At 68.4% G+C, this 23,313-nt stretch carries 16 protein-coding genes and 3 rRNA genes; 11 read left to right on the top strand and 8 right to left on the bottom strand.

What is annotated here, in order from left to right:
- Positions 1–26: 26 nt before the first annotated feature.
- Complete coding sequence (locus tag ACN9M0_RS19495; RefSeq protein WP_366038770.1) at positions 27–413, bottom strand: hypothetical protein; 387 nt, start codon at positions 411–413, stop codon at positions 27–29.
- 343 nt (positions 414–756) lie between these two features.
- Here ACN9M0_RS19495 and ACN9M0_RS19490 point away from each other — a divergent pair, with 343 nt between their 5' ends.
- The 6 genes from ACN9M0_RS19490 to ACN9M0_RS19465 all read left to right on the top strand — a co-directional run bounded on the left by ACN9M0_RS19490 (position 757) and on the right by ACN9M0_RS19465 (position 7,781).
- Positions 757–1,065 (top strand): hypothetical protein, encoded by a 309-nt coding sequence (locus ACN9M0_RS19490; protein WP_366038879.1) that lies wholly within the window; start codon positions 757–759, stop codon positions 1,063–1,065.
- 99 nt (positions 1,066–1,164) lie between these two features.
- Entirely contained in the window at positions 1,165–2,001 is an 837-nt protein-coding gene (locus ACN9M0_RS19485) for a hypothetical protein (RefSeq protein WP_426403961.1), read from the top strand.
- Complete coding sequence (locus tag ACN9M0_RS19480) at positions 1,991–3,328, top strand: hypothetical protein (protein ID WP_426403960.1); 1,338 nt, start codon at positions 1,991–1,993, stop codon at positions 3,326–3,328. The genes ACN9M0_RS19485 and ACN9M0_RS19480 overlap by 11 nt, the downstream gene beginning before the upstream one ends.
- Complete coding sequence (locus ACN9M0_RS19475) at positions 3,325–4,878, top strand: SCO6880 family protein (RefSeq protein WP_366038767.1); 1,554 nt, start codon at positions 3,325–3,327, stop codon at positions 4,876–4,878. The genes ACN9M0_RS19480 and ACN9M0_RS19475 overlap by 4 nt, the downstream gene beginning before the upstream one ends.
- Before the next feature lie 20 nt (positions 4,879–4,898).
- On the top strand, positions 4,899–6,293 hold the full coding sequence (locus ACN9M0_RS19470) for an ATP-binding protein (RefSeq protein ID WP_366038766.1): 1,395 nt from the start codon (positions 4,899–4,901) through the stop codon (positions 6,291–6,293).
- Positions 6,294–7,781 carry a type IV secretory system conjugative DNA transfer family protein gene (locus ACN9M0_RS19465; RefSeq protein ID WP_399700846.1) on the top strand — a complete coding sequence of 496 codons (1,488 nt, stop codon included), beginning with the start codon at positions 6,294–6,296 and terminating at the stop codon, positions 7,779–7,781.
- 82 nt (positions 7,782–7,863) lie between these two features.
- On the opposite strand, the gene ACN9M0_RS19460 is transcribed toward ACN9M0_RS19465, so the two are convergent.
- Positions 7,864–8,424: a GNAT family N-acetyltransferase gene (locus ACN9M0_RS19460; RefSeq protein ID WP_399700844.1), complete on the bottom strand. Its 561-nt coding sequence runs from the start codon at positions 8,422–8,424 to the stop codon at positions 7,864–7,866.
- 144 nt (positions 8,425–8,568) lie between these two features.
- Here ACN9M0_RS19460 and ACN9M0_RS19455 point away from each other — a divergent pair, with 144 nt between their 5' ends.
- Genes ACN9M0_RS19455 through ACN9M0_RS19440 form a run of 4 tightly spaced genes read left to right on the top strand, consistent with a single transcriptional unit; the run spans position 8,569 to position 12,134 of the window.
- On the top strand, positions 8,569–9,471 hold the full coding sequence (locus tag ACN9M0_RS19455; RefSeq protein ID WP_426403959.1) for an ABC transporter ATP-binding protein: 903 nt from the start codon (positions 8,569–8,571) through the stop codon (positions 9,469–9,471).
- Positions 9,468–10,238: an ABC transporter permease gene (locus tag ACN9M0_RS19450; protein WP_426403958.1), complete on the top strand. Its 771-nt coding sequence runs from the start codon at positions 9,468–9,470 to the stop codon at positions 10,236–10,238. The genes ACN9M0_RS19455 and ACN9M0_RS19450 overlap by 4 nt, the downstream gene beginning before the upstream one ends.
- Before the next feature lie 13 nt (positions 10,239–10,251).
- Complete coding sequence (locus ACN9M0_RS19445) at positions 10,252–11,469, top strand: sensor histidine kinase (protein WP_426403957.1); 1,218 nt, start codon at positions 10,252–10,254, stop codon at positions 11,467–11,469.
- Entirely contained in the window at positions 11,466–12,134 is a 669-nt protein-coding gene (locus tag ACN9M0_RS19440) for a response regulator (protein ID WP_426403956.1), read from the top strand. Before ACN9M0_RS19445 ends, ACN9M0_RS19440 begins: the two co-directional genes overlap by 4 nt.
- Before the next feature lie 74 nt (positions 12,135–12,208).
- On the opposite strand, the gene rrf is transcribed toward ACN9M0_RS19440, so the two are convergent.
- From rrf to ACN9M0_RS19420, 4 genes are all read right to left on the bottom strand, one after another.
- Positions 12,209–12,325 (bottom strand): 5S ribosomal RNA (gene rrf, locus ACN9M0_RS19435).
- Positions 12,326–12,410: 85 nt separating this feature from the next.
- A 23S ribosomal RNA gene (locus ACN9M0_RS19430) occupies positions 12,411–15,529 on the bottom strand.
- 287 nt (positions 15,530–15,816) lie between these two features.
- Positions 15,817–17,342: ribosomal RNA gene (locus tag ACN9M0_RS19425) — 16S ribosomal RNA — on the bottom strand.
- Together the 16S, 23S and 5S rRNA genes form the textbook arrangement of a ribosomal RNA operon.
- 635 nt (positions 17,343–17,977) lie before the next feature.
- On the bottom strand, positions 17,978–18,523 hold the full coding sequence (locus ACN9M0_RS19420) for a MarR family winged helix-turn-helix transcriptional regulator (protein WP_366042816.1): 546 nt from the start codon (positions 18,521–18,523) through the stop codon (positions 17,978–17,980).
- Positions 18,524–18,677: 154 nt separating this feature from the next.
- Here ACN9M0_RS19420 and ACN9M0_RS19415 point away from each other — a divergent pair, with 154 nt between their 5' ends.
- A complete protein-coding gene (locus tag ACN9M0_RS19415) occupies positions 18,678–19,946 on the top strand; it encodes an MFS transporter (protein WP_366042821.1) in 1,269 nt (422 codons plus the stop codon).
- Between the two features lie 6 nt (positions 19,947–19,952).
- Here the strand turns inward: ACN9M0_RS19415 and ACN9M0_RS19410 are convergent, their stop codons facing one another.
- Both ACN9M0_RS19410 and ACN9M0_RS19405 read right to left on the bottom strand, forming a co-directional pair.
- Positions 19,953–21,593: an ATP-binding SpoIIE family protein phosphatase gene (locus ACN9M0_RS19410; RefSeq protein ID WP_366042817.1), complete on the bottom strand. Its 1,641-nt coding sequence runs from the start codon at positions 21,591–21,593 to the stop codon at positions 19,953–19,955.
- A gap of 106 nt (positions 21,594–21,699) precedes the next feature.
- Positions 21,700–23,064 (bottom strand): NAD(P)/FAD-dependent oxidoreductase, encoded by a 1,365-nt coding sequence (locus ACN9M0_RS19405; protein ID WP_366042818.1) that lies wholly within the window; start codon positions 23,062–23,064, stop codon positions 21,700–21,702.
- Positions 23,065–23,313: the final 249 nt, after the last annotated feature.

Raw genomic sequence — 23,313 nt, 5'->3', positions numbered from 1 at the left:
TCCGGAGACGTTGCGCGACACGGCGGTCACCCGCCGAAGGCGAGCAGCGCGGCGAGGGAGCCGGCGATCGCCGCCTGCGGCAGGAGCGCGAGCAGCGCCAGCCGGGTGCGCGTACGCCGCCAGCGACGGCGCCACGGGAGCACCACGGACGCGATGACGGCGAGCGGGGTGAGGACGTAGGTCGCGTAGTACGCCACGTACATGACGGACAGGGGGCCGGTGACGGCGAGCGCGCAGTCGTCCGGGCCGCAGCTGTCCGTGGCCATCGTGGAGAAACCGAGGACGAGCAGCCAGAAGGGGTGGGTGCCGACGGCGACCGCGCCGGCGACCGCGCCGGGCACGCACGCGTTGCCGTCGCGCTCGGGGTCGAGGTCGGGCAGGGCGGGGGTCCACGGGCGCTGATCCGTCGTCATGACCCCAATGGACCGCGGGGGCCGCCCCCGCCGCCTCCGTGCACCTACTCACCTGCGCGGCCCGCCGTACTCACCTCCGGACCGACGCCGCCCCAAGAGTGCAACAACGACAATCATTGCCCGGAGTCACTCTCCGTGATACACAGAGTGACCATACGCTTCCTCGCATAGAAACCGGCCACACCACCGCAGGTCAAGACGGTCAGATCGGTCATGTGTGCGGGGATCGGGTAAAGAGAGCCGTCAAGCCGTCACACGTGAGCGGTTTCATCAGCGAAGATAGAGCGATGACCCATGCCGTCCGGCAGGGGCGACCAAGTACCCAACAGGGGCGGTGAGTTACATGTACCTGGCGGCCGAAAAGGGCGACATCACCACCATCATCGGTGGAATCGCCCCCAACTGGGGACCTTTCGGGAGCCTGGGCAACGAAGCGAAGGTGATGGTCGAGGTCGTGATGGCCGTGGCCATCCTGCTCTGCCTCGGCATCGCCATCTGGGGAGCGGCCAAGCAGCGCATCGGCGCGACCGCCCTCCGCGACACGTTCAGCGCGGAACAGGGCAAGGGCCTGATCGTCGCCGGTCTGACCGGCGTCTTCATCATCGGATCACTGGGGACGCTGTTCACCATCGTGTACGGGATGGCCGTCTGATCTCCCGTCGGACCCGACCCTCCTGAGATTGCGTTCCCTGATGCCCAGTCATGTTGAAGCACGGCCGTACCCGCGAACGAGTGAGGGGGCGTACCCGGCATGAGTCCCGGCGACGAGCACGACAGCTTCGGCGGCGTGGGCGGCTCGGGCCAGACCCGGACCCGCCTGCCCGAGGGCAACAGCGGCGACGTCTACGGCGGCGCCCGCCGCCCCGTCCGCAGCTCCCGATCCCTCATCACGGTCGTGGGCGTGGTGGTCCTCCTCATCGCCGCCATCGCCTTCGCCAACCGCGGCGGCGGCGACCCGGCGGACGCGGCCGGCCCACAGGCCGGCACACCGGGAAAGACGGCCCCCACGTCCGCGACGGGCGTCCGCCCGGTCACCGGCAAGAACGGCACGATCCCCACGGGCTACACCCACGACGACCAGGGCGCCCAGAGCGCGGCGACGAACTACGCGGTGGCGCTGGGGTCGGACGGGATGTTCAACGCCGACCGCCGCCGTGAGATCGTCGGCGCAGTCGCCGATCCCGGCACACGGGAAGACCTCCAGGCGGGCTTCGACGCCGACTACTCGCAGGACTTCCTACGGCAGATCGGCCTCAACGAGGACGGTAGCGCCCCCCCCGGATCGACGTTCGTGAGCAGGACCGTCCCAGTCGGCGCCAAGGTCAAGAGCTACTCCGACGACGCCGCGGAGATCGACGTCTGGTCCGTCGGCATGTTCGGCCTCACCGGCGCCTCATCGACCAAGCCGGTCACGCACGGGTGGTTCACCATCAGTTTCAAGCTCAAGTGGAGCGGGGCCGACTGGAAGGTCGTCTCGACCACTCAGCGAACCGGCCCCACACCCGTCAACGGGGACAACCCGGTCTCCGGTTCCGAGGAGATCGCAGACGCGGTCAAGGGATTCGGGGGGTTCACCTATGCCCGCTAGGGCACGCAGCCACGGCCGTACCGTCCTGTCCGCGCTCGTGACCGCACAGGTCGCACTGCTCGCGCTGGCCTCCCGCGCGACCGCCGCACCGACCCCCACCCCGACCGCCCCTGGCGCCACGCCCTCTCCCGGCGCGACCGACAACCCCTGCGCGCTGATCGCGGGCCCCGCACGGGACTACTGCGAGAACGGCCGTGCCGGAAGCGGCGGCTCCGCCGGCAAGGCTCCCGTCGCCGACCCCACCACCGCCCTCGACCCCCTCACCTCCCTCGCCCGCGGCTTCGCCGACGCCGCCATCAAGGTCATCGACGAGCTCTCCAAGGCCGTCAAGGAGACCGCCGACGTCGACTTCACCAACATGCAGTTCCTCGGCCGCTACGCGATCGTCTTCGCCGCCGCCACCTTCCTCACCCTCCTCCTCTGGCTCCTCGCCGTCGCCAAGCGGGCCGTCCGCGGCGTCCCCCTCACCACGGCCCTCTCCGAGGCCATCGGCTTCCTCTGGCTGACGGTCCTCGCCTCCGCCTTCACGCCCCTGATCCTCTACACCGTCGTCAACGCCACCGACGCCATCACCGAGGTCATCGCCTCCGGCACCGGACAGCAGACCGACATCTTCTTCGGCAGCTTCAAGCAGGCCCTCCAGAAGGGCGACAGCATCGGTGGCGGCCCCATCATGCTGATCATCGTGTCCCTGGTGACCGTCCTCGCGGCCGGCGTGCTCTACCTGGAGCTGTTCCTCCGCGCCGTCCTGCTGTACGTCGGCGCGCTCCTCGGCGTCGTCGTCTACTCGGGTCTCGTCGACAAGAACATGTGGGGTCACGTCCGCCGCTGGGCCGGCATCATGATCGCGATCATCCTGGTGAAGCCGGTCATCGTGATCGTCCTCGGCCTGGCCGGCGCGCTCTCCTCCGGCACCGGCCCCGACTCGGTGTCCGCCGTCGTGTCCGGCCTGTCGATCATCCTGCTCGCCATCTTCGCCTCCGCGATGATCTACCGCTTCGTCCCCGGCTTCGGCGACGAGATCGCCGCCTCCCGCAACAACCGCCTGCACCGCGCCGGCGAGAACGCGGCCGCGGCCGTCATCTCCTCCCCCGCGTCCCTCGTCTCCCAGGGCATCAAGACGCACAGCACCCGCAGCGACGGCGGCGGCCAGTCCTCCCAGCCGGCCCGCCCCGCCAACCCGGTGTCCGGCGGCATGGCCGCCCACAGCAGCCGCGGCGGAAGCGGCGGCGGCACCGGCGGTGCGACGCCCCCGCCCCGTAGCAGCAGTCCCACCGCGGGTACCCCGCACAGCAACCGCAAGAACTCTGGAGGTGCAGGGCGTTGACGACCCAGTCCCAGCCGGTCGCGCCCCGCCGCACGTATCTCGTCGGCCGTGCCCGGCCGAACGCGATCGTCGGCAAGAACCGCGAGACCGGCGAGATCGCCCTGATCATCGCCGGCGCCTTCCTCGGCATGATGAGCGGACTCCTCGTCCCCGCCCTCCCCCTGCGGATCGCCCTCCTCGCGGGCCTGCCCATGCTCGCGATCGCCGCCGTGTACCTCCCGTACAAGCACCGCACGTTCTACAAGTGGTTCGAGATCAACCGCAGCTACAAGCGGATGCTCAAGCGCGGCACCGCCTACCGCTCGGTCGCCACCGAGGCCGGCACCCGCCTCGACGGCCGCGAGGTCGAGGTCGGCCCGCCCCCGGGCATCGGCCGCGTCGGCTGGCTCGCCGCCCCCTTCGGCCCCGACGAGATCGCCGTCCTCCTGCACGCGGACCGCCGCACCGTCACCGCCGCCATCGAGATCGAGGGCCCCGGCGTCGGCCTGCGCGACAGCGAGGACCAGGAGGCCCTGGTCGACCGCTTCGGCACCCTCCTGAAGCACGTCGCGAACGGCGACGGCTTCGTCACCCGCCTCCAGATGCTGGCCCGCACCCTCCCCGCCGACCCCGACGCGCACGCCAAGGACGTCGGCCAGCGCGGCGACCCGCACGCGCCCGCGTGGCTCCAGGAGTCGTACGACCAGCTCCAGTCGATGGTCTCCACCTCCAGCGAGCAGCACCGCGCCTACCTCGTCGCGTGCATGCACTACACGCGCGAACTCGCCGCCGAGGCCAACGCCATGGCCCGCGCCGCACGCCACGCCTCCGGGGCCCGCAAGCTCGACCGCGACGCCGGTCTCGCCGTCGTCATGGCCCGCGAGCTCACCGACATCTGCGCCCGCCTCGCCGAGGCCGACATCCGCGTCCGCCAGCCCCTCGGCCAGTCGCGCCTTGCCTCCCTCGTGCACTCCATGTACGACCCGGACCACCCCATCGACCACATCCAGGCCATGACGAAGCGCAACGCCTGGCCGGCCGAGCTCGACGCGATGGAACCGACGTACCTCCAGGCCAAGACCCGCGAGTCCTCCACCCGCGCCCCCTGGTGCCACGCCACCGCCTGGGTGAAGGAGTGGCCGATGACCCCGGTCGGCGTCAACTTCCTCGCCCCGCTCCTCGTCCACACCCCCGACGTCATCCGTACGGTCGCGGTCACCATGGACCTGGAGCCCACCGAGGTCGCCATCGAGCGCATGCTCACCGAGAAGACCAACGACGAGGCCGACGCCAGCCGCGCCGCCAAGATGAACCGCACGGTCGACCCGCGCGACATCGCCGCCCACGGCCGGCTCGACCAGCGGGGTGAAGATCTCGCCAGCGGCGCTGCCGGAGTGAACCTCGTCGGGTACATCACGGTGTCGTCGCGTTCGCCCGAGGCCCTCGCCCGGGACAAGCGCACGATCAGGGCCTCCGCCGGCAAGTCGTATCTGAAGCTGGAGTGGTGCGACCGCGAGCACCACCGGGCCTTTGTGAACACCCTGCCGTTCGCGACCGGCATCCGCCGCTAGGGCCGAAGGGGCACAGAGCCATGCGAGATCCGCTGTCCGTCCTCACCGAAGCCTTCACCGCCTTCCTCTTCGGGAAGGTGGAGACGACCCGCCTGCCCGTCCGCACGTCCACCGGGCAGGCCCAGGCCGTCTACCTGCCGACCGCCGCACCCGGCCTCGGCGACTCCGGCGTGATCATCGGCCGGGAGGTCTACAGCGGCAAGGGGTACATCTACGACCCCTTCCAGCTGTACGGGCAGCAGCTCCCCGCCCCGCACTGGCTGGTCCTCGGCGAGTCCGGCAACGGCAAGTCGGCGCTGGAGAAGACGTACGTGCTCCGCCAGCTCCGCTTCCGCGACCGGCAGGTCGTCGTCCTCGACGCGCAGGGCGAGGACGGCGTCGGCGAATGGAACCTCATCGCCCAGGAGCTGGGGATAACCCCCATCCGCCTGGACCCGATGGTCGCCAACGACGCCGGGATCCGCCTCAACCCCCTCGACCCCTCGATCACCACCACGGGCCAGCTCGCGCTGCTCCGCACGATCATCGAGGTGGCGATGGGCCACGGCCTCGACGAGCGCTCCGGCTTCGCGCTCAAGGTCGCCCACGCGTACGTCACCGAGCACGCCGTCGACCGGCAGCCGATCCTCACCGACATCGTCGAGCGACTCCGCCACCCCGAGGCGGAGTCCGCCGAGGCGATGAACGTCGACATAGACGACGTACGGGCCTGGGGCCTGGACGTCGCCCTCGTCCTGGACCGCCTGGTCGACGGCGACCTGCGCGGCATGTTCGACGGCCCGACGACCGTCGGCATCGACCTCGACGCGCCCCTGATCGTCTTCGACCTGTCCCACATCGACCGCAACTCCATCGCCATGCCGATCCTCATGGCGATCGTCGGCGTCTGGCTGGAACACACCTGGATCCGCCCCGACCGGAAGAAGCGCATCTTCCTGGTCGAGGAGGCCTGGCACATCATCAACAGCCCGTTCGTGGCCCAGCTGTTCCAGCGGCTGCTGAAGTTCGGCCGCCGCCTCGGCCTGTCCTTCGTCGCGGTCGTCCACCACCTCAGCGACGTGGTCGACGGAGCGGCGGCGAAGGAAGCCGCCGCGATCCTCAAGATGGCCTCCACCAGAACCATCTACGCCCAGAAGGCCGACGAGGCACGCAACACGGGCCGGGTCCTCGGTCTGCCCCGCTGGGCGGTCGAGATCATCCCGACCCTCACCCCGGGCATCGCGGTCTGGGACGTCAACGGCAACGTGCAGGTGGTCAAACACCTCATCACCGAGAAGGAACGCCCGCTCGTCTACACCGACCGCGCCATGACGGAGTCCTCCGTCACGGATCCGGAGCTGGAGTGGGAGACCGAGCAGCGCGCGATCCTCATCGAGCAGCAGATGAACGGCACTTCGCAGTCGACGGTGGCGTAGATGGAGCAGGAACGGAAGGGCGGAGGGGTCTCCGACGGGCTGCTGCTCAGCCTGTTCGGCCTCCTCCTCGGCCTCACGGTCCTGGTGTGGACGGCGACCGGCCTGGCGGGCCTCTTCGCCCACGGCGCCTGGCCGCAGGGAGTCGCCTTCACGGGCACCCCCTCGGCCCTGCGCTCCCTGGCGACGGCCCCGACGGACCTCCCGGCGGCCTGGCCGGCGACCCCGCCGGACCAGCTGTCGGGGTACGGCCTCTTCTGGGGCCTGCTCATCGGCGAGGCGATGATCCTGATGGTCCTCGCGGTCTTCGTCCTCGGCACCCTGGCCCGCTGGCGCGCGGTCCGCGCGAACCGGAAGGCGGGGACGTACGACCAGCCGGCTCCCGTCGTACGGAAGGACACGGAGGTACGGGAGGAACCCCCGGCTCCCCCGGCCCCGAGGCGCCCGACGGAGGAACACCCCCCGGAGCCGACCCCGACGCCGGTACCGACACCGGCTTCAGCCCCGGCCCCGGCCCCGCCCGTCATCGCGGACACGACGAGCGTGATCGCCCCCATAGCCACCCCGACCCCCCGCACCGTCTACGGCTCCCCGGAGACGCGGCGACCGGCCGCCGTGCAGGCCGTCCTGGACGCGGAGGGCCCGGTCCTGGTCGTCACCTCCGACCCCGCCGTCTGGTCCTCGACGAAGGACGCGCGCGGCAAGCTCGGCCCGGTCCTCGTGCACGATCCCGGCCACCTCTGCGACACGCCCGCCCGGCTCCACTGGTCACCGTCCGAGCGCTGCGAGGACCCTGCGGTGGCGCAGGAACGCGCGGTCGCCCTGCTCGCCCCCGTACGCCCGCACTCCCGCCTGGACGCGGCCACCGCGGACACCGCGGAGACGCTCCTGCGCTGCTGGCTGCACGCCGCGGCCGTCGACGGCCGCCCCTTCCGGCAGGTCCACCGCTGGGCGCAGGGCGCCGGCGCGCACGAGCCGGTACGCATCCTCCGCAGCCACCCGAAGGCCGCCTCGGGCCTGGCGGGCCTCCTGGAGTCGGCACTCACCGCGCACCCGGAAAGCCGCCGCCTCGCACAGGAACTGACGGCCCGTGCGCTGGCGGCGCTGTCCTCGATCCACATCAGGGAGGCGTGCGTCCCGAATCGAAGCGACTCGCTGGCGCTCGCATCTTTCCTCGCCGAAGGGGGCACCCTGTACGTGGTGGGCGAGGCGATCGAGGATCCCCGCACCCACCCCGGCGCGATGCCGCTCCTCACGGCCCTCGCCGCAAGCGTGGTCGAGCACGGCCGCCGCATGGCCGCACGGTCATCCGACGGTCGGCTCGACCCACCACTGACCCTCGTCCTCGACGACGTGGCGGCGGTGGCCCCACTCCCCCAGCTCCCGGACCTCCTGGCCACAGGCCACACCCAGGGCCTCCCGACCCTGGCCCTGATGCGCTCCGAGGAACAGGCCAGATCCCGCTGGCCGGAGGCCTCGCTCAGCCACTGACGCACCCGCCCGGACCGGAAACCCCGGGCCGGGACCCGTCGCGCCAAGGACGCCGTCGGGCCGGAACTCGTCGCGCCGGGACCTATCGGGCCGGCCGCACCAGCTCGTACTCCAGCTCGTGCGCGTCCTCCTGGCCGTGCAGGGCCACCCGGGCGCCGGTGTCCACGAACCCCATCCGCCGGTACGCGGCCTGGGCCCGGACGTTCTCGGCGTGGACGTAGAGACGCACCCGCCCGACGCCCTGCTCCAGCGACCAGGACCACTCCACCGCCGTCTCGTACAGCGCGTCGATCACCCCGGAGCCGCGCGCCTCGTCCCGTACGAACACGCCGACGACATGCGTCTGCTCGACCGCCGGGACGTCCCCGAAGAACGTCTCGGTGCCGGCCCGCTCCACGAGCACCGTCACCGTGCCGAGCCACCGCCCGTCCGCCGCCTCCGCCACGAACTGGCGCACGCCACCGGGCCCCTCCTCCGATGCCCCCACCGTCCGCTCCTGCCAGAAGGAATCGGGACGCGCGACGGCATCCTCGTACGTCTCCAGGAACGCGAGATGCGCGACCGGGTCACGCAGCGCCACGAGCCGCAGCTCCCGGGCCTTCTCCCACTCGTCGGAACGGATCACACGTATCGAAAAGTCCATGCCGAGCATCCTCGCCGCTCTCCCCGCGACCGACAAGGAAATTCCTGGTCAGGGCCCCGCGTCGTACCCCGGTACCACGCCCCCGCCGCACCTCCCGCCCCCGGTCCGACGCCCGCCCGCCGCCCGCTCTCTAGCGTCGAAGACATGATCCGAGCAGAGAACCTCACCAAGCGGTACGGGGACACCACCGTCGTCCAGGACCTCAGCTTCACCGTCCGCCCGGGCTCCGTCACGGGCTTCCTCGGACCCAACGGCGCCGGAAAGTCCACCACCCTCCGCATGATCCTCGGCCTCGACGCGCCCACCCGCGGACACGCCACCGTCGACGGCCGCCCCTACGCCGCCCACGGCGCCCCGCTCACCCACGTCGGCGCCCTCATGGAGGCCCGCTCCGTGCACCCGGGCCGCTCCGCCCACCACCACCTCATGGCGCTGGCCCACACCCACGGCATCCCACGCGCCCGCGTGGAGCGGGTTCTCGCCCTCGCGGGTCTCACTCACGTCGCCCACAAGCGCGTGAAGGGCTTCTCGCTGGGCATGGGCCAGCGCCTCGGCATCGCCGCCGCGCTCCTCGGCGACCCGGCCACCGTCGTCCTCGACGAACCGGTCAACGGCCTCGACCCGGAGGGCGTCCTCTGGATCCGTACCCTCCTCAAGAACCTGGCCGCGGAGGGCCGTACGGTCCTCGTCTCCTCCCACCTCATGAGCGAGATGGCGCTCACCGCCGACCACCTGATCGTCATCGGCAAGGGCCGGCTCCTCGCCGACACCACGGTCGACGAGCTCGTACGGACCGCGGGCGGCGCGAGCGTCAAGGTCGTCACCCCGGAGGCGGACCGACTGCGCACGCTCCTCCCCGGCGCCCGGATCACCGCGGAGGCCCCGGACACCCTCCTCGTCACCGGTCTCGAAGCGCCGGAGATCGGTCGCGCGGCCGCCGCCCACGCCGTCCCGCTGCACGAACTCACCCCACAGGCCGTGTCCCTGGAGCAGGCGTTCATGGACCTCACCCGCGATTCCGTCGAATACCAGGGAGTCCCCGCATGACCACCCTCGCGATCACCCCGTCCCGAGTCCTCCGCTCGGAGTGGCACAAGCTCCGGACCGTCCGCTCCACCTGGATCACCGTCCTCAGCGCCGCCGCGCTCCTCCTCGGCGTCGGCATCCTGATGGGCGCCACCTACACCTCCGGCGGCGGCGACTCCGACGTCGACACCGTCGTCCTCACCCTGTACGGCTCCCAGCTCGGCGGCATCGCCCTCGCCGTCCTCGGCATCCTGGTCACCGCCGGCGAGTACGCGACGGGCATGATCCGCGCCTCCCTGACGGCCGTCCCCCGCCGCCTCCCCGTCCTGTGGGCGAAGGCGGCGGTCTACACGGCCACCGTCTTCACGGTCTCGTTCCTCACCGCCCTGCTGACCTTCCTCACCGCCCAGGTCTTCCTCTCCGACACCGACCAGGCCGCCTCCCTCTCCGACGACGGCGTCCTCGCCGCCGTCGCGGGCAACGCCGCCGGCGTCACCCTCCTCGGCCTGATCGCCCTCGGTCTCGGCGCCGCCCTCCGCTCGGTGCCGGGCGCGATCGGAGCCTTCGTCGGCGGGGTCCTGATCCTCCCGGAGATCCTCGGGATGCTCCCGTACGAGGTGATGGACACCGTCGTCCGGTACTTCCCCACGCAGGCGGCCGGCGCCCTCGGCTCCGCGACCCCGCTCCCGGGCGCCGCCTCGCCCGGCACGGCCCTCCTGGCCCTGCTCCTGTGGGCGGCCGCGGCACTGGCCGTCCCCGCGCTGTTGCTCAAGCGCCGGGACGTATGAGGAAGATGACGGAGTGACGACGGAGACGACAGGCCCGAGCCGGTACGCCCAGCGGCTCTTGGCCCGGGTCCGGGCCTTCGACGCCCGACGCCCCTGGGTGTGGGACACGGCGGTCACGGCCACCTGGACGGTGGCGGTCCTCGTGGACGCGGCCGGCGGCTGGCGGACCACCGCCCGCGACCCGTCCGTCCCGGTCTGGCTCGTGGTCACCCTGTCGCTGGCCCTCGCCGTCCCGCTCTACTGGCGCCGGCGTCACCCCCTGGCCGTCCTGGCGGTGATGGCCGGGGCGACCCTGGTCAGCGACGGCTCGGGGGCGTTCCTGCAGGCCGCGTACCTCCAGATGCTCCCGCTGTTCCACATCGCGCTCAGCCGCCCGCCCCGCGCGCTCCTGTGGTCCCTGGCCCTGATCCTGCCGCCGCTCGTGACGGGCGCGGTCCGCTTCCCCACGGAGTCCTGGGACCAGCGCGTCGTCCCCACCCTGTGGGCGTACGCGCTGGTCGCCCTCCTCGGCATCGCGGTCCGCTCCCGCAAGGACTACACGGCCGGCCTCGTCGACCGGGCCCGCCGCCTGGAGATCGAACGCGACCAGGAGGTCCGGCTCGCGGCAGCCGCCGAACGCACCCGTATCGCCCGCGAGATGCACGACATCATCGGCCACAACCTGTCGGTCATCACCGGCCTCGCGGACGGCGGCCGTTACGCGGCGGCCAAGAGCCCCGAGCGCGCCGCGCAGGCCCTCGACGCCATCGGTACGACGAGCCGCGAGGCCCTCGCCGAACTCCGCCGCCTCCTCGGCGTCCTGCGCGACGACGAGCAGGAGGCGGTCCGCGACCCGCAGCCCACCCTGGCCGACCTCGACACCCTGATCACGGGCGTACGCAAGGCAGGCCTGCCGGTACGGTTCGAGACCGACGACGCGCCCACCGCCCGACAGCTCCCGCCGGGCGCCCAGCTGACGATCTACCGCGTCGTCCAGGAAGCCCTGACGAACACGCTGAAGCACGCGGGCGCGGGGGCGGCTGCCCGGGTCGTCCTCACCTCCACACGGGAAGAGGTACGGGCGGAGATCATGAACACGGGCGAGGTGGCCCCCGCTCCGGGCCAGGGCCAGGGACTCACCGGAATGCGCGAGCGCGCGGCCCTCTACGACGGCACACTCGAATGCGGCCCGCTGCCGACCGGCGGCTGGGCCGTCCGGCTCCGACTCCCCCGGGAGGACTCCCCCTCGTGACGACCGTTCTCATCGCGGACGACCAGCCGATGCAGCGCTTCGGCTTCCGCATGCTGCTCGAAAGCCAGGACGACATGTCGGTCGTCGGTGAGGCGTCCAACGGCACCGAGGCGATACGCCTGGTCGACCGCTACCACCCGGACGTCGTCCTGATGGACATCCGGATGCCCGGCCTGGACGGCATCGAGGCCACCCGCCGCATCATCGCCACGGGCGCCCGCACCCGGATCCTGATCGTCACGACCTTCGATCTCGACGAGTACGCGTACGACGGCCTCCGCGCCGGCGCGAGCGGCTTCCTGGTGAAGGACGCCCAGCCGGAGGAACTCCTCGCGGGCATCCGCGCGGTGGCCGCCGGCGACGCGGTCGTCGCCCCGAGCCTCACCCGCCGCCTCCTGGACGCGTACATCCACCACCTCCCGCCGTCCCCCGCGACGACCCTGCCCCCGGAAGACCCCCGCCTGGCCTCCCTCACGGACCGGGAACGCGAGATCCTCACGGTCATCGGCAAGGGCTGGAGCAACACGGAGATCGCGGAACGCCTCCACCTGGCGGAATCCACGGTGAAAACCCACGTGGGCCGCATCCTCGCGAAGACCGGCACCCGGGACCGTGTCCAGGCGGTCATCCTGGCCTACGACACCCAACTCGTCGCCCCGGCCTGACCCGCCGGCCTTGAATGGCCCCGGAACGCAGAAAAGCCCCGCACCATGAGGTGCGGGGCTTTCCCACAATGATTGTTCGGCGGCGTCCTACTCTCCCACAGGGTCCCCCCTGCAGTACCATCGGCGCTGAAAGGCTTAGCTTCCGGGTTCGGAATGTAACCGGGCGTTTCCCTAACGCTATGACCACCGAAACTCTATGAAGATATGAACCGCCGCACCACCCGAAAGGGGGGCGTGTTCGTTACTTCAGAACTAACACAGTGGACGCGAGCAACTGAGGACAAGCCCTCGGCCTATTAGTACCGGTCAGCTCCACCCATTACTGGGCTTCCACATCCGGCCTATCAACCCAGTCGTCTACTGGGAGCCTTACCCTCTCAAGGAGGTGGGAATACTCATCTCGAAGCAGGCTTCCCGCTTAGATGCTTTCAGCGGTTATCCCTCCCGAACGTAGCCAACCAGCCATGCCCTTGGCAGGACAACTGGCACACCAGAGGTTCGTCCGTCCCGGTCCTCTCGTACTAGGGACAGCCCTTCTCAATATTCCTGCGCGCGCAGCGGATAGGGACCGAACTGTCTCACGACGTTCTAAACCCAGCTCGCGTACCGCTTTAATGGGCGAACAGCCCAACCCTTGGGACCGACTCCAGCCCCAGGATGCGACGAGCCGACATCGAGGTGCCAAACCATCCCGTCGATATGGACTCTTGGGGAAGATCAGCCTGTTATCCCCGGGGTACCTTTTATCCGTTGAGCGACGGCGCTTCCACAAGCCACCGCCGGATCACTAGTCCCGACTTTCGTCCCTGCTCGACCCGTCGGTCTCACAGTCAAGCTCCCTTGTGCACTTACACTCAACACCTGATTGCCAACCAGGCTGAGGGAACCTTTGGGCGCCTCCGTTACCCTTTGGGAGGCAACCGCCCCAGTTAAACTACCCATCAGACACTGTCCCTGATCCGGATCACGGACCGAGGTTAGACATCCAGCACGACCAGAGTGGTATTTCAACGGCGACTCCACCATGACTGGCGTCACGGCTTCAAAGTCTCCCACCTATCCTACACAAGCCGAACCGAACACCAATATCAAACTGTAGTAAAGGTCCCGGGGTCTTTCCGTCCTGCTGCGCGAAACGAGCATCTTTACTCGTAGTGCAATTTCACCGGGCCTATGGTTGAGACAGTCGAGAAGTCGTTACGCCATTCGTGCAGGTCGGAACTTACCCGACAAGGAATTTCGCTACCTTAGGATGGTTATAGTTACCACCGCCGTTTACTGGCGCTTAAGTTCTCAGCTTCGCCACACCGAAATGTGACTAACCGGTCCCCTTAACGTTCCAGCACCGGGCAGGCGTCAGTCCGTATACATCGCCTTACGGCTTCGCACGGACCTGTGTTTTTAGTAAACAGTCGCTTCTCGCTGGTCTCTGCGGCCACCCCCAGCTCAGGAGGAAAACTCCATCACCAGACGTGGCCCCCCTTCTCCCGAAGTTACGGGGGCATTTTGCCGAGTTCCTTAACCATAGTTCACCCGAACGCCTCGGTATTCTCTACCTGACCACCTGAGTCGGTTTAGGGTACGGGCCGCCATGAAACTCGCTAGAGGCTTTTCTCGACAGCATAGGATCATCCACTTCACCACAATCGGCTCGGCATCAGGTCTCAGGCTTCATGTGTGACGGATTTGCCTATCACACGCCCTACACCCTTACCCCGGGACAACCACCGCCCGGGCTGGACTACCTTCCTGCGTCACCCCATCGCTTACCTACTACCACCTTGGGTCGACGGCTCCACCACTCCCCTTTGCCCGAAGGCTCCGGGGCGGCTTCACGGCCTTAGCATTAATGGGCTCGATATTGGGCGTTTCAAAGCGGGTACCGGAATATCAACCGGTTGTCCATCGACTACGCCTGTCGGCCTCGCCTTAGGTCCCGACTTACCCTGGGCAGATCAGCTTGACCCAGGAACCCTTAGTCAATCGGCGCACACGTTTCTCACGTGTGTATCGCTACTCATGCCTGCATTCTCACTCGTGAACCGTCCACAACTCGCTTCCGCGGCTGCTTCACCCGGCACACGACGCTCCCCTACCCATCACAGCGGGCGTTGGCCCTATTGCTGCAATGACACGACTTCGGCGGTACGCTTGAGCCCCGCTACATTGTCGGCGCGGAATCACTTGACCAGTGAGCTATTACGCACTCTTTCAAGGGTGGCTGCTTCTAAGCCAACCTCCTGGTTGTCTCTGCGACTCCACATCCTTTCCCACTTAGCGTACGCTTAGGGGCCTTAGTCGATGCTCTGGGCTGTTTCCCTCTCGACCATGGAGCTTATCCCCCACAGTCTCACTGCCGTGCTCTCACTTACCGGCATTCGGAGTTTGGCTAAGGTCAGTAACCCGGTAGGGCCCATCGCCTATCCAGTGCTCTACCTCCGGCAAGAAACACACGACGCTGCACCTAAATGCATTTCGGGGAGAACCAGCTATCACGGAGTTTGATTGGCCTTTCACCCCTAACCACAGGTCATCCCCCAGGTTTTCAACCCTGGTGGGTTCGGTCCTCCACGAAGTCTTACCTCCGCTTCAACCTGCCCATGGCTAGATCACTCCGCTTCGGGTCTTGAGCGTGCTACTGAATCGCCCTATTCGGACTCGCTTTCGCTACGGCTTCCCCACACGGGTTAACCTCGCAACACACCGCAAACTCGCAGGCTCATTCTTCAAAAGGCACGCAGTCACGAGACATAGCAAGCTATGTCCGACGCTCCCACGGCTTGTAGGCACACGGTTTCAGGTACTATTTCACTCCGCTCCCGCGGTACTTTTCACCATTCCCTCACGGTACTATCCGCTATCGGTCACCAGGGAATATTTAGGCTTAGCGGGTGGTCCCGCCAGATTCACACGGGATTTCTCGGGCCCCGTGCTACTTGGGTGTCTCTCAAACGAGCCGTCAATGTTTCAGCTACGGGGGTCTTACCCTCTACGCCGGACCTTTCGCATGTCCTTCGCCTACATCAACGGTTTCTGACTCGTCTCACAGCCGGCAGACTGTGAAAGAGAGATCCCACAACCCCGCATGCGCAACCCCTGCCGGGTATCACACGCATACGGTTTGGCCTCATCCGGTTTCGCTCGCCACTACTCCCGGAATCACGGTTGTTTTCTCTTCCTGAGGGTACTGAGATGTTTCACTTCCCCTCGTTCCCTCCACATGCCCTATGTGTTCAGGCATGGGTGACAGCCCATGACGACTGCCGGGTTTCCCCATTCGGAAACCCCCGGATCAAAGCCTGGTTGACGGCTCCCCGGGGACTATCGTGGCCTCCCACGTCCTTCATCGGTTCCTGGTGCCAAGGCATCCACCGTGCGCCCTTAAAAACTTGGCCACAGATGCTCGCGTCCACTGTGTAGTTCTCAAACAACGACCAGCCACCCATCACCCTGCCGCATAAGCGACAAGTTCACTGGGGCCGGCATCCTCGAAGGCATGACCATGACGGCCGTACCCTCAGACACCCAACAACGTGCCAAGCGTGAGCTGCCCTCCGTATCTTCTTTCCACGCCGAAGCAGTACTCGAAGACCATCAGGATCGCTCACGCCAACTAATCAACGTTCCACCCATGAGCTGACCGTGCAGAACATTTGCCTGCAATCGGTACTGTGCTCCTTAGAAAGGAGGTGATCCAGCCGCACCTTCCGGTACGGCTACCTTGTTACGACTTCGTCCCAATCGCCAGTCCCACCTTCGACAGCTCCCTCCCACAAGGGGTTGGGCCACCGGCTTCGGGTGTTACCGACTTTCGTGACGTGACGGGCGGTGTGTACAAGGCCCGGGAACGTATTCACCGCAGCAATGCTGATCTGCGATTACTAGCAACTCCGACTTCATGGGGTCGAGTTGCAGACCCCAATCCGAACTGAGACCGGCTTTTTGAGATTCGCTCCGCCTCACGGCATCGCAGCTCTTTGTACCGGCCATTGTAGCACGTGTGCAGCCCAAGACATAAGGGGCATGATGACTTGACGTCGTCCCCACCTTCCTCCGAGTTGACCCCGGCGGTCTCCTGTGAGTCCCCATCACCCCGAAGGGCATGCTGGCAACACAGGACAAGGGTTGCGCTCGTTGCGGGACTTAACCCAACATCTCACGACACGAGCTGACGACAGCCATGCACCACCTGTATACCGACCACAAAGGGGGCACTATCTCTAATGCTTTCCGGTATATGTCAAGCCTTGGTAAGGTTCTTCGCGTTGCGTCGAATTAAGCCACATGCTCCGCTGCTTGTGCGGGCCCCCGTCAATTCCTTTGAGTTTTAGCCTTGCGGCCGTACTCCCCAGGCGGGGAACTTAATGCGTTAGCTGCGGCACCGACGACGTGGAATGTCGCCAACACCTAGTTCCCAACGTTTACGGCGTGGACTACCAGGGTATCTAATCCTGTTCGCTCCCCACGCTTTCGCTCCTCAGCGTCAGTAATGGCCCAGAGATCCGCCTTCGCCACCGGTGTTCCTCCTGATATCTGCGCATTTCACCGCTACACCAGGAATTCCGATCTCCCCTACCACACTCTAGCCTGCCCGTATCGGATGCAGACCCGGGGTTAAGCCCCGGGCTTTCACACCCGACGTGACAAGCCGCCTACGAGCTCTTTACGCCCAATAATTCCGGACAACGCTTGCGCCCTACGTATTACCGCGGCTGCTGGCACGTAGTTAGCCGGCGCTTCTTCTGCAGGTACCGTCACTTTCGCTTCTTCCCTGCTGAAAGAGGTTTACAACCCGAAGGCCGTCATCCCTCACGCGGCGTCGCTGCATCAGGCTTTCGCCCATTGTGCAATATTCCCCACTGCTGCCTCCCGTAGGAGTCTGGGCCGTGTCTCAGTCCCAGTGTGGCCGGTCGCCCTCTCAGGCCGGCTACCCGTCGTCGCCTTGGTAGGCCATTACCCCACCAACAAGCTGATAGGCCGCGGGCTCATCCTTCACCGCCGGAGCTTTTAACCAGCCCCCATGCAGGAGCCGGTGTTATCCGGTATTAGACCCCGTTTCCAGGGCTTGTCCCAGAGTGAAGGGCAGATTGCCCACGTGTTACTCACCCGTTCGCCACTAATCCACCCCGAAGGGCTTCATCGTTCGACTTGCATGTGTTAAGCACGCCGCCAGCGTTCGTCCTGAGCCAGGATCAAACTCTCCGTGAATGTTTACCGGTAATCCGGTGAGACACTCGCGTTGAGCGGGACAGTCATGCCGGAATATGGCCGACCGTCCACAGCGTCCTCGCTGTAGTGTGCCACCCCGAGGGGTGGACTTTTTCAAAGGAACCTCGACCATCCGAAGATGGACGGGGTATCAACTAATCTGGCGTTGATTTTTGGCACGCTGTTGAGTTCTCAAGGTGCGGACGCTTCCTTCGTTCCTGTTTCCAGGCCCTCCGGGCGCTTCCTTCGTTTCCGACTCTATCAGATCTTTCCGATCCGATTTCCTCGGTGCTTTCCGGTCCCTTTCGCTTTCGCTCCGGGCCCTTCCGGCGGTTCCGACTCTATCAGATCCTTTCGGCGTCTGATTCCCAGTCAGGGGGGTTTGTCTTTCCGGCTGTTGGGCCGTTCCGACGTCTCAAACTCTAGCGGATTTCCCCGGCGACTCATAATCGAGTCTTTCGAAATGAATTTCGGCATGCCGAAATTCGTCCCGGTGGGGAGTCGGTGCTGAGTAGAGCGCCGCATCAGCGGCGGGAGTGGTTGTCGAAGAACCGTTCCGGCTCCGTGACAACTCGGAGAACACTACGCATCCGGCAGGGGTGTGTCAACCCCCGCCCGGCGGCCGTTCGGTGGGGTCAGTCCAGGTCCGTCAGGCGGCCGCCGGCGTCCGGCTGGGTGAGCTCCACACGGCGGAGGAGACGGATGAGGGCCTCGCCGAGGACCCCCTTCTCCTCCGTCGTGAGGTCCTGGAGCAGGTCCTCCTCGAAGTCGGTGGCCATGCGCATGGCCTCCAGCCACTTCGAGCGGCCCTCGTCGGTGAGCTCGACGATCACGCGGACGCGGTTGTTCTCGTCGCGGTCGCGGGTGACCAGGCCCTCGCCGGCCATGCGGTCGATGCGGTGGGTCATCGCGGCCGGGGTGAGGCCGAGCCGCTTGGCCAGCTCGCCGGGGCCCAGGCGATAGGGCTCTCCGGAGAGGACCAGCGTCTTGAGGACCTCCCACTCGGCGTTGCTGATGCCGAGGTCCGCGAGCTGGCGGCCGTACGCCACGTTCATCCGGCGGTTCAGCCGGCCGAGGGCGGACACGACCTTCTCCACCTGCGGGTCGAGGTCGCGGTACTCGCGCTGATAAGCGGCGATCTGCTCGTCGAGGCTCGGCTCCTGGGGAGCGGTGTCGGACATGCGGCGAGTATCCCACGGGCCTCGTTGGCGTTGAAGTCCTTCGGTGTGTACTGTTAAGGCGTTAACTTTAGCGTTGAAGTCTTCAGGGTTCAGAGCTACACCTCTGAACCCGCGACCGAAGTGGGTGAGTGTGACCGAGGCGAAGGGCGCAGCGATGCGCCGTATCCAGGCAGGCAGCGCGCTGAGCGCGTTCGGACTCGGCTTCACCGTGCCGTACCTCTATGTGTACGTGGCGCAGGTGCGGGATCTGGGCGCGGCCACGGCAGGCATCGTGCTGGCCGTCTTCGCCATGGCCGCACTGGTGGTGCTGCCCTTCAGCGGGCGGGCCATCGACCGGCGTGGGCCCGTGCCCGTGCTCCTGGTGGCCTCGGTCGTCGCCGCCGTGGGTGCGGTGGGGATGGGCTTCGCCTCCAGCGTGCCGGCGGCCGTGGGGGCCGCGGCGCTGCTCGGTGCCGGTACTGCCGTGCTCCAGCCGGCCCTCGCCACGATGATCGTCTGGTGCTCGGCGCCCGTCGGCCGCACGCGGGCCTTCGCGATGCAGTTCTTCCTGCAGAACCTCGGGCTCGGTATCGGTGGTCTCATCGGCGGTCTGCTCGTCGACACGAGCCGGCCGGGCAGTTTCATCCTGCTGTTCTCGATCGAGGCGGCGATGTTCCTGGTGCTCGCGGCGATCGTCGGGACCGTCCGTTTGCCGGGCTCCCCTGCGCTCCAGGGCGCGCGTCCGGCCGGGGGCGGGAAGGGCGGCGGTGTCCGCGCGCTCCTGGGCCACAAGGCGATGGTGCAGCTCTGCGTCCTCGGCTTCGTGCTGTTCTTCGCCTGCTACGGGCAGTTCGAGTCGGGTCTCGCCGCGTACGGCACCGAGGCGGCCGGCATCCAGCCGTCGGCGCTCGGGATGGCCCTCGCCGCGAACACGGCGGTGATCGTGGCCGCCCAGTTCCTGGTGCTGCGGTTCGTCGAGCGCCGCAAGCGGACCCGGGTGATCGCGGCCGTCGGTCTGATCTGGACCGTGGCCTGGCTCATCGCCGGGTACGCGGGCCTCGGGCACGGCAGCCAGGCCATGGCGACGGCGGCCTTCGTCTCCACGTACGCCCTCTTCGGGCTCGGTGAGGCGATGCTGTCGCCGACCGTGGCCCCGCTGGTGGCCGATCTGGCGCCGGAGTCGATGGTCGGGTCGTACAACTCGGCCTTCGCCCTGGTGAAGCAGCTGGCGCTGGCCGTCGGTCCGGCCGTGGGCGGGCCGATGGGGGCCGCGCTGCACGGTCCGTACATCGTGACCTTCGTGCTCTTCTCGCTGGGCATCACGTTCCTGGCCGTCCGGCTGGGCCGGCAGCTCACCCCCGAGCAGAACCAGCCCTCGCTGGCGGCCAAGCCGTCGAAGGTGGTCGCACGCCACGAGCCGCAGCGCGAGACGGCTGCCGCCTAGACCGGATCAGTCCGGCAGGGCGAACTCGCACCAGACCGCTTTGCCGCCCCCGGGTGTGCGGCGGCTTCCCCAGGACGAGGCGATCGTCGCGATGATCGAGATTCCGCGACCCGCCTCGTCCTCCGTCTCCGCCCTGCGGCGGCGCGGCAGGTGGTCGTCCCCGTCCGTGACCTCGATGATCAGCCGGCGGTCGGTACGGCGCAGGCGGAGCCGCATGGGCGGGGTGCCGTGCTGGAGGGAGTTCGCCACGAGCTCGCTGGTGGCGAGGACGCCCAGGTCGCGGAGTTCGACCGGGAAGCGCCAGGACGACAGGACCCCGGACGCGAAGGCACGCGCGCGGGGAGCGGCCTCGACCCCGCCGAGCAGCTCCAGGGCGGCGTTGTGGAAGAGCTCGGCGTCCGCGCCCTTGCGGGAGGGGTGCTGGACGACCAGGACGGCGACGTCGTCGTCGTGCTCGGCGGTGACCCCCAGGGCGCGCAGCAGCCGGTCGCAGACGACCTGCGGGGTGCCGTCGGCGCCGGCCAGGGCGCGGGCCAGGGCGGCGACGCCCTCGTCGATGTCCTCGCGGCGGCGCTCGACCAGGCCGTCCGTGTAGAAGACGGCGGTGGAGCCGGGCGGCAGGGCGATGGAGCCCGAGGCGTGCAGCCAGCCGCCGGTGCCGAGCGGCGGGCCCGTCGGGTCCTCGGCGCGGCGGACGGTGCCGTCCTCGTCCCGTACGAGGATCGGGAGGTGGCCGGCGGAGGCGTACACCAGCTTGCCCTCGCTGGGGTCGTGGATCGCGTACACACAGGTGGCGATCTGGCTCGCGTCGATCTCGGCGGCGAGGCCGTCGAGGAGCTGGAGGACCTCGTGCGGGGGCAGGTCCAGGCGCGCGTAGGCCCGGACGGCGGTGCGGAGCTGGCCCATGACGGCGGCGGCGCGCACGCCCCGTCCCATCACGTCCCCGATGACGAGCGCGGTTCGGCCCGCGCCGAGGGTGATCACGTCGTACCAGTCGCCGCCGACGGCGGCGTCCGCGACGCCGGGCTGGTAGGTGGCGGCGATCCGCAGGTCGTCGGGCTGCTCCAGCTCCTGCGGGAGCAGGGAGCGCTGGAGGGTGACGGCGGTCTCGCGGTGCCGGCGCTCGCTGGCGCGGAGCCGCTCGGCGGCCTCGGCGTGGTCGGTGACGTCGGCGGCGTGGACGAGGACGCCGCCGCCGTCGAGGCGGGGGCTGTCGACGGGCAGGCAGGTGACCGTGTACGAGCCGCCGTCCCGGGTGCGGCGGGACTTCACCGTGCGGGGCTTCCCGCTGCGCAGCACCTGGTCCATGAGGGGCAGCAGGCCGAGCTCCTCGGCCTCGGGGCAGGTGTCGGCGACGGTGGCGCCGGCGGGGCGCGGGCCGAAGGCGGCGGCGTACGCGTCGTTCACGTACGCGATGCGGTGCTCCGGGCCGTACGCGAGCGCGACCAGGCCGGGCAGGCGGCCGAGCAGCTCCCGTACGGAGAAGTCCTCCAGGGCGGGGACGTCGGCTGCCTCGGCAGCGCTGTCGGTGAGCTGCTCCAACTGCGGACCGTACTCACCGCGGGCGGCGGGCACGGAGCCTTCGGTCCCCCGCGCCGCGCGGCGCTGCGTGCCGGGGAGCCGGGCGCTCCAACGGGTGAAGTTCACGGATCTTTATGCCTCGTGGTGTCGGTGCCGTGCAGAGTCACGCTGTGCAGGTGTGAGCCCACCTATGGTCACACGTCCAGTGTGGACGAGTGCACTGACAGTGATGTCAGGACTGCGGCTTGTCGCCGTCGCCGGGGGGTGGTGCGGCGGCGAGTTCGAATTCGGCCCTGGGGTGTTCCAGCGAGCCCAGGGAGACGATCTCCCGTTTGAACAGGCCGGACAAGGTCCATTCGGCGAGGACCCGGGCCTTGCGGTTGAAGGTCGGGACGCGGCTGAGGTGGTAGGCGCGGTGCATGAACCAGGCCGGATATCCCTTGAGCTTGCGTCCGTAGACGTGGGCGACTCCCTTGTGGAGGCCGAGGGAGGCGACGGAGCCGACGTACGCGTGCGCGTACTGCTTGAGCGGCTGCCCGCGCAGGGAGGCCGCGAGGTTCTCGGCGAGCACCTTGGCCTGGCGGACGGCGTGCTGGGCGTTGGGCGCGCACTCCTTGCCGGGTTCCGTCGCGGTCACGTCGGGGACGGCGGCGGCGTCGCCGGCCGCCCAGGCGTGGGCGGCGCCCTCGACGGCGAGTTCGGCGGTGCAGCGGAGCCTTCCTCGTTCGTTCAGGGGTAGGTCGGTGGCGGCGAGGACGGGCGCGGGCTTCACGCCGGCGGTCCAGACGACGGTGCGGGTGGGCAGGCGGGTTCCGTCGCTGAGGACGGCGACCCGGTCCTCGCAGGACTCCAGCCGGGTCTCCAGGCGCACGTCGATGTTCCGGCCGCGGAGCTCGCGGATGGCGTACCGGCCCATCTCCTCGCCCACCTCGGGGAGGATCCGGTCCGAGGCCTCGACGAGGACCCAGCGCAGGTCCTCGGGCTTGACGTTGTGGTAGTACCGCGCCGTGTAGCGGGCCATGTCCTCCAGCTCGGCGAGGGCCTCCACGCCCGCGTAGCCGCCGCCGACGAAGACGAAGGTGAGGGCGGCGTCGCGGAGCGCGGGATCGCGGGTGGAGGAGGCGATGTCCATCTGCTCGATGACGTGGTTGCGCAGGCCGATGGCCTCCTCGACGGTCTTGAAGCCGATGCCGTGGTCGGGCAGGCCGGGGACCGGGAGGGTGCGGGAGACGGAGCCGGGCGCGATGACCAGCTCGTCGTACGTCATCTCGACGGCGCCGGTGCCCTCCTCCTCGGTGGCGAGGGTGGAGAGGGTCGCGGTGCGCTTCGCGTGGTCGACGGACCGGACCTCGCCGATGACGACGCGGCACCGGCCGAGGACCCGGCGGAGCGGCACGACGACGTGGCGCGGGGAGATGGAGCCGGCCGCGGCCTCCGGGAGGAACGGCTGGTACGTCATGTACGGCTCCGGGGTGACCACCACGATCTCGGCGGTGCCGGCTCTGAGCTCCGCCCTGAGCTGCCGCTGGAGGCGCAGCGCGGTGTACATGCCGACGTATCCGCCGCCGACCACGAGAATGCGCGCAGGTTCGGTCACTGTCCCATGACGCACCGCCGTCCGTGGTTTGTCCACAGGCCCGGCAAATTGTGTGACCGGAGGGGTACGGAGGCGCGGGGTGGCGCGCGAAGGGCTTGCCGGGGAAACGGTGCAGGTCACAGCGGGTGGGGCGGGTTCGGGGAGGGGTCGGAATCGGGAGTCTTCCGGGCCTTGCTCCGATCGGGGGGCGCACCGTACGGAACTCCCCCTTCTGAATTGACCCCGACTCAACTATGTTCGTACTTCGTC

Origin of the sequence: Streptomyces sp. R-07 (assembly GCF_049913175.1) — a bacterium.
GTDB lineage: Bacteria > Actinomycetota > Actinomycetes > Streptomycetales > Streptomycetaceae > Streptomyces.
The sequence above is the reverse complement of the archived record's forward strand: the minus strand, read 5'-3'. Positions and strand labels throughout refer to the sequence as shown.

Excerpts from the sequence above, each read along its gene's own strand:
- ACN9M0_RS19495 (WP_366038770.1), bottom strand. The coding sequence starts at position 413 with ATGACGACGGATCAGCGCCCGTGGACCCCCGCCCTGCCCGACCTCGAC.
- ACN9M0_RS19490 (WP_366038879.1), top strand. The coding sequence starts at position 757 with ATGTACCTGGCGGCCGAAAAGGGCGACATCACCACCATCATCGGTGGA.
- ACN9M0_RS19485 (WP_426403961.1), top strand. The coding sequence starts at position 1,165 with ATGAGTCCCGGCGACGAGCACGACAGCTTCGGCGGCGTGGGCGGCTCG.
- ACN9M0_RS19480 (WP_426403960.1), top strand. The coding sequence starts at position 1,991 with ATGCCCGCTAGGGCACGCAGCCACGGCCGTACCGTCCTGTCCGCGCTC.
- ACN9M0_RS19470 (WP_366038766.1), top strand. The coding sequence starts at position 4,899 with ATGCGAGATCCGCTGTCCGTCCTCACCGAAGCCTTCACCGCCTTCCTC.
- ACN9M0_RS19465 (WP_399700846.1), top strand. The coding sequence starts at position 6,294 with ATGGAGCAGGAACGGAAGGGCGGAGGGGTCTCCGACGGGCTGCTGCTC.
- ACN9M0_RS19460 (WP_399700844.1), bottom strand. The coding sequence starts at position 8,424 with ATGGACTTTTCGATACGTGTGATCCGTTCCGACGAGTGGGAGAAGGCC.
- ACN9M0_RS19455 (WP_426403959.1), top strand. The coding sequence starts at position 8,569 with ATGATCCGAGCAGAGAACCTCACCAAGCGGTACGGGGACACCACCGTC.
- ACN9M0_RS19450 (WP_426403958.1), top strand. The coding sequence starts at position 9,468 with ATGACCACCCTCGCGATCACCCCGTCCCGAGTCCTCCGCTCGGAGTGG.
- ACN9M0_RS19420 (WP_366042816.1), bottom strand. The coding sequence starts at position 18,523 with ATGTCCGACACCGCTCCCCAGGAGCCGAGCCTCGACGAGCAGATCGCC.
- ACN9M0_RS19415 (WP_366042821.1), top strand. The coding sequence starts at position 18,678 with ATGCGCCGTATCCAGGCAGGCAGCGCGCTGAGCGCGTTCGGACTCGGC.